General features: G+C 63.5%; 3 protein-coding genes and 2 pseudogenes. 4 read left to right on the top strand and 1 reads right to left on the bottom strand.

The genetic code is table 11. From position 1 onward, the window contains the following. Both JSE7799_RS21315 and JSE7799_RS10430 read left to right on the top strand, forming a co-directional pair. On the top strand, positions 1-272 hold a 272-nt coding region (locus JSE7799_RS21315), incomplete at its 5' end, for a hypothetical protein (RefSeq protein WP_222101742.1). 70 nt (positions 273-342) lie between these two features. Then, positions 343-1,539, top strand: a complete 1,197-nt coding sequence (locus JSE7799_RS10430) for an IS256 family transposase (protein WP_055663553.1) — start codon at positions 343-345, stop codon at positions 1,537-1,539. Positions 1,540-1,583: 44 nt separating this feature from the next. Here the strand turns inward: JSE7799_RS10430 and JSE7799_RS10425 are convergent. After that, positions 1,584-2,621 (bottom strand): annotated as a pseudogene (locus JSE7799_RS10425) (IS1380 family transposase); the annotation flags it as partial. Between the two features lie 798 nt (positions 2,622-3,419). Here JSE7799_RS10425 and JSE7799_RS20480 point away from each other — a divergent pair. Both JSE7799_RS20480 and JSE7799_RS10415 read left to right on the top strand, forming a co-directional pair. Further along, positions 3,420-3,764, top strand: a pseudogene (locus JSE7799_RS20480) (integrase core domain-containing protein); the annotation flags it as partial. A gap of 139 nt (positions 3,765-3,903) precedes the next feature. Beyond that, positions 3,904-5,202 (top strand): IS1634 family transposase (locus JSE7799_RS10415; protein WP_055663550.1); only part of this gene is annotated, 1,299 nt, incomplete at its 3' end.

Below are 5,202 nucleotides of genomic sequence, written 5' to 3'. Positions count from 1 at the left end.
GGATGCAGCAACATTCCACCTCCCCGCCGCCGACAGGCGTTCCGGTTCCCCAGATCCTGCGCGATTGGCTGCAGGAGCTGCGAATGTGCTTTACAGCTCCCAGCTGGGAACACGTGCTTGTTCTGGTCATGGGTGCAATGCTGGCACCGGGCAAGCGCACCGTCAGCGCCTGCCTGCGGATGACCGGGCGTGCCGAGGATAGTGTCCCAGCGGTTGGTGTAGGAGGCCGCGGGCGAAGCCCTTGGCGTAGCGTAGCGCGCGGCCGGGTGTGACGCTGGTGGTCACCGTCGATCTTCGAGAAGGTTCGGGTTGCGAGACTCGAAACCAAGAACGGAGACGACGATGACCGACGACAGAATGGCGCTGCTTGAGCTGGTTGAAAAGGAGGCCGATGGCGATCTCGTGCGCGAGATGCTGGCTTTCGCGGCCAGGCGGATCATGGAAGCGGAGATTGAGACCAGAACTGGCGTAGCAAAGGGCGTGCGTTCGCCGTCGCGTGAGGTTCAGCGAAATGGATACCGCGAGCGGGACTGGGACACCCGCGCCGGACGGATATCGCTGGAGATCCCGAAGCTGAGGAAGGGAAGCTACTTGCCGAGCTTTCTTGAACCGCGTCGGACAGCCGAAAAAGCACTCGTGGCTGTGATCCAGGAGGCTTACGTGCAAGGCATCTCGACGCGCTCGGTGGACGACCTGGTGAAGGCCATGGGCGCTGGCGGCATGTCGAAGAGCCAGGTCAGCCGGCTCTGCGGTGAGATCGATGAGCGGGTGAACGCGTTCCTGTCGCGGCCGCTGGAGGGCGAGTGGCCCTACCTTTGGCTCGATGCCACGTACCTGAAGGTGCGTGACGGCGGGCGCATTGTCAGCCGCGCCGCGATAGTGGCCATTGCGGTGAACGAGGACGGCAAACGTGAGGTGCTGGGCGTGGCCACCGGCCCTTCCGAGGCCGAGACGTTCTGGACCGGCTTTCTCCGCTCGCTGGCCGATCGCGGCCTGCGGGGCGTGAAGCTGGTCGTTGCCGACGATCACAAGGGGCTGCGGGCGGCTGCGCGTCGGGTGTTCGACGCGACCCACCAGCGCTGCCGCGTTCACTGGATGCGCAATGCGCTTGCCCATGCCCCGGCCAAGCAGCGTACGGCGGTGGCGGCGATGCTGAAGACGATCTTCGCGCAGGAGACAAAGGCCGAGGCCGAAGCCCAGTGGGAAGTGGTCGCGGATGCGCTTCGCGAGAAGCAGGAAAAGCTCGGCGCGTTCATGGACGCCTCCCGCGACGACGTCCTGGCCTACATGGACTTCCCGCGCGAGCATTGGACCCAGATCGCATCCACGAACCCAATCGAGCGAGTAAACCACGAGATCAAGCGGCGCGCCGATGTCATCGGGATCTTTCCAAACGACGAAGCCATTGTTCGCCTGGTCGGCGCTCTGATGCTCGAGACAAACGACAAATGGACAGTCGCCCGGCGGTACATGTCGCTTGAAAGCCTCGCGCGCGTCACCGACAATGCAGACGTCAGATTGCCCACCGTGGCCACCTGATCAGCTTCGGACCTCTCCGAAGGTCGGCGCTCCTACACCACGCAATGGGGCACTATCTGGCCGCGAGCGGAATAGAGCTTCTCGTAAAGGTGCTTACCGCGGCCGCCCTCGAGATTGGTGACGACGTAGCGGGTGTCCCGACCCATGGGACCAACCTCGACGCGGGCGATGACGCGGCGGGGTTTCGACCACGACCGAGCCGCGTAGGAGAAGGTTTTGAACCGGCGCAGCTTCTGACCCGGCGTCCGGACGTAGCGCGCCGCTGTCGATGCCTCCAATGCCGAGATGTTTTGCGCCAGACGGCCGTTCTTTGACAGACCGAAGACATAGCGCAGCCCGAGCCCGTCACACAGGTCCAGAACCTGCGGGGTGCAGTAGTGGCTGTCCGCCCGCAGCAGGATCTCCGTCTCGGGCCAATACCTGGCGATCTGCCGGATCAACCGGCGGATATGGGCCGCGCTCTCGGCTCCCTTGGGGCGGCGGGCCGGGCGCAGCAGTGTCCCCACGAGCCGGCCCTCACCGTCAAACACGACGATCGGCTGGAAGCCGAACTCGTCGTAGAACGCATTGAACAGGCGCAGCTGCTGGTGGCCATGCACCGCGTCAAAGGTATCATCGATATCGAGCACGATCCGGCTTGGGGGGCGCGCAAACGAGTGGCAGTAGAACCGGATCATCTCGCGGCCCATGCGGATAAGGGCGCGGGCGTCGGGCAGGTTTTCCATGCGCGAGATCGTCGGCTGCGAACACAAGGCCGGCCCTGTTTCCGGGCCACGCTCCAGCGCGATCCTGAAGCTGGGATCGTGCCGAAGGGCGGTCGCGTCATTGCCGTCTTCGTATCCCGCCGCGATCATCATGATCCGGAACCGGATGATGTCGCACAGGCTATGCTGAACTTTCGCCGGGTCACGCGGATCGTGCAGGCAATCTGCGAGCCGCTGCGCCAGACCCGCCCTGCGCTCGATCTCGCGCAGCAGGGTTAGGCCGGCGTCGGAGCTCATGTCGGCGCCGTCAAACCCGAGTAGGACCGGCTTACCGTTAAGGGGTGACAGGCGGGGCGTGAAGCACGTAGATTGAGCCATGGCGGAGGTCGTCCTGCTGAAATCTGAATCTTTGGCGTCGATAACCAAAAAATATAGAGTTTCAGACGGTTACGCCACCTCCGCCGCCTTCTCGTGAATTATCCGGGCTAAATGTTCTGCACTGTCCGGCTGAGCCGCGCGAGAGCCGAACAATGACGGAAGCTGTGATCTGACGTCTGCTGGTTTCCCGGAGCGATGAGCACAGAGGACGGCGAAACGCAGGAACCGCGATGCGGGCTGCAGGAATTGCGCGGCGCTGGAAGCCGTGAAGGGCGAGCGCTCGGTGTCGGAGCTTGCCGCGCAGCACGGCGTGCATCCGACGACGATCCAGCAGAGGGAGACAGCTCTTCTGGAGGGTCATCGAACATCTTCGGGCACGGCGGGAAGAAGAAGGCCAAGATCGACGACCAGACAGTGCGGTCGTCGCATGTTGGGATCCAAGAGCTGGCCGTCCCAAAGATTTTCTCGTCACGAAAGCTCAGGCTCTGGACCGACGAGTGAGGCGGGCCAATCGCACGTCACCATCCCACGCTGCCGGTCTGAACACTGTGCCGCCTGCTGTCAGTCTCGTGCTCATCGTTCCATTATGCGCCGCAGGGCGAGATTTGGATGAACCTGGCGCTCATGCGGCCAATTGACCAGTGGTTCCTCGAATCGCCGTTCCACGGCCTCCAGCAGATGAGCTGATACTTACAAAACGAAGAACACCCGGTGAGCGTGCAGCGCATCCGGCGGCTGATGCGCCTTATGGCAATCCAACGGACCAGTCAGATCCTCCTTTTTTGTATTGCGAACACCGATTGCACCTCTCAGTTCACATCCTTCGCCTGGACCGGCCGGCTGAAGCGGATCCGGATCTCGATGGACGGCAAGAGCCGGTGTCTCGACAACATCTTCATCCAGCGCCTCTGGCGGTCTCTGACGTATGCGTGGGTCTATCCGCATGCCTGGGAGACCGGCTCTCAGGCGAAGGCAGGCATCGGCCGATGGATCGCCGTCTGCAATCCCCAGCGGCACCACCCGCCCAGTGGCGGAGAGCCGCCTGCCACAATCCACCTCAACCGGACAGGAGGCGCAGAAAGAAGCCTGATCTGTCCCGGAAACTGGCTCCCCAAGTTCGACACTTCAGGGGCGGTTTCATGATCATCTGCTTTGGCCGATGACGTAGTTTCAATAATTTAGTGGACGCCCCGAGGTCGATATGGATGGCCGGTGTAGTCACACGATGCGGTTGTATTACCCATTGCCTCTGGGGATTCGGCTCAGGTATCATCGCTACACAATGTATACGCGCATCACGAAGACCGGCGGCCGCCAGTATCTCCAACTCGTCGAGGCCTACCGCAATGACCGCGGGCAGTCCCGCGTCCGCGTGGTCGCGAACCTTGGGCGGCTCGACAAGCTTACCCCTTCGACGCTCGATCCTTTGATCAACGGCCTGAACCGGGCCGTTGGCCGCGCTGAGAATACCGCCTCGGAGGTCATCCAGGAGCCCGGCCGCACGTATGGCGACGTCTTCGCCCTTCACGAGCTCTGGTGCGACCTGGGGATCGACAAAGCCTTGCAGCAGGCCCTGCGCTCATCCCGGCGCGGCTTCGATGCCGAGGCGCTGATCCGGGCGATGGTGTTCAACCGGCTTTGCGCGCCGGAGTCGAAGCTGGGATGCCTGCGGTGGCTGGAGACGGTCGCGATGCCCGGGATGCCGCAGACCCCGACACACCAGCAGCTCCTGCGCGCCATGGACGCCTTGATGGACAACCTTGATCCCGTCGAGGCCGCGCTGAGCCGCCAATTCCGCCCCTTGGTCGATCGAGACCTTTCGATCGTGTTCTACGACCTGACCACTGTGCGCATTCACGGCGAGGGGGAGGTTGCCGACGATCTGCGCGCCTTCGGCATGAACAAGGAACGCGGCGGCATCGCCCGGCAGTTCGTCCTCGGCGTGGTCCAGACCGCAGAAGGATTGCCGCTCTTGCATACGGTCCACCCCGGCAACGTCGCCGAGACGAAGACCTTGCAAGGGATGCTGGAGAAGGTGCTCGCGCGCTTCCCGATCCAGCGGGTGGTGCTGGTGGCCGACCGCGGCCTGCTCAGCCTCGACAACATCGCCGAACTGACCTCGGTCGCTGAACGGTCGGAGCGCACGCTGGAGTTCATCCTGGCAGTGCCGGCCCGTCGCTATGTCGACCTGGTCGAGACCTTCCAGAACCTCGCCTTCCACGAGGGCGTCGCAGAAGCCACCTTCGCCGGTCACCGGCTCATTGTGGCGCATGATCCCTTGCGGGCCGAAGACCAATCCCACAAGCGTCGGGCCCGCATCGGCGAGCTGGAGGCGATGGCGGAGCGGATGGTGGGCAAACTCGATGCCCAGGACGAGGGGCAGACGGCCCGCGGACGCCGCGCCTCCGATCGCGGTGCCTATAGCAGGTTCGCCCGCACCGTGGCCGACGCAGAGCTGACCCGCTTCATCAAGCCCGATCTGCACTCGGACAGGTTCAGCCATACCATTGACGAGGCGGCGATCCGGAATGCCGAACTCTTCGACGGCAAGCTGGCAGTCCTCACCAATGCCCCCGACATT

Source organism: Jannaschia seosinensis (assembly GCF_001408515.1).
Taxonomy (GTDB): Bacteria; Pseudomonadota; Alphaproteobacteria; order Rhodobacterales; family Rhodobacteraceae; genus Jannaschia; species Jannaschia seosinensis.
Note: the sequence above shows the minus strand (reverse complement) of the source record. Positions and strands in the feature narration are given on the sequence as shown.